The organism is Sporosarcina sp. P29 (assembly GCF_002743265.1).
GTDB lineage: Bacteria > Bacillota > Bacilli > Bacillales_A > Planococcaceae > Sporosarcina.
This window is the reverse complement of record NZ_PDYX01000071.1, coordinates 1-481: the sequence shown is the minus strand read 5'-3', so window position 1 is coordinate 481 and position 481 is coordinate 1. Positions and strand designations below refer to the sequence as shown.

Annotated in this window: 1 protein-coding gene; it reads right to left on the bottom strand. The window is 55.5% G+C overall.

All coding sequences use genetic code 11. The features are described 5' to 3' along the window. Window positions 1–481: FUSC family protein (locus CSV68_RS16580; RefSeq protein WP_199175046.1), on the bottom strand; the 481-nt coding region annotated here is incomplete at both ends.

The window sequence follows — 481 nt, the reverse complement described above, 5'->3', positions numbered from 1 at the left end:
TGCGCATCCCTTCCAGCGCCGTGGTGCGGCGCACCAGAGCGCTCCAGGCTTTATCCACCTCTTCGCTGTCACCATGCTTAATACAGAGCTGCATCAACTGATACTGGGCAACAATCAGCGCATCCAGTTCACGATCCACTTCCTGCTTAATGGAGCGAGGAGAGAAAAGCAGGTCAGCGACAATCGCACTGACAATACCGATGACAATCTCACTGCAGCGCTCTACGGCAAACTGTGGGGCAAGCAGCGGTTCGCTTTGAATGGTGATGATAATAATCAGCGCGGTATAACCGGCCAGCCCCCAGGCGTAGGAGTTCTCCACTTTCACCAGCGACGAGAGCCAGGTGCAGAAGCCCGCCCAGATACAGCACACCATCAGCATCAGCAGCGGCGTGCGGATCATCAATATGATGATGGTCAGTGCGGCGAAACAACCGATAAATGTCCCAATGATGCGCAGCATCCCACGGTAGCGGATCGC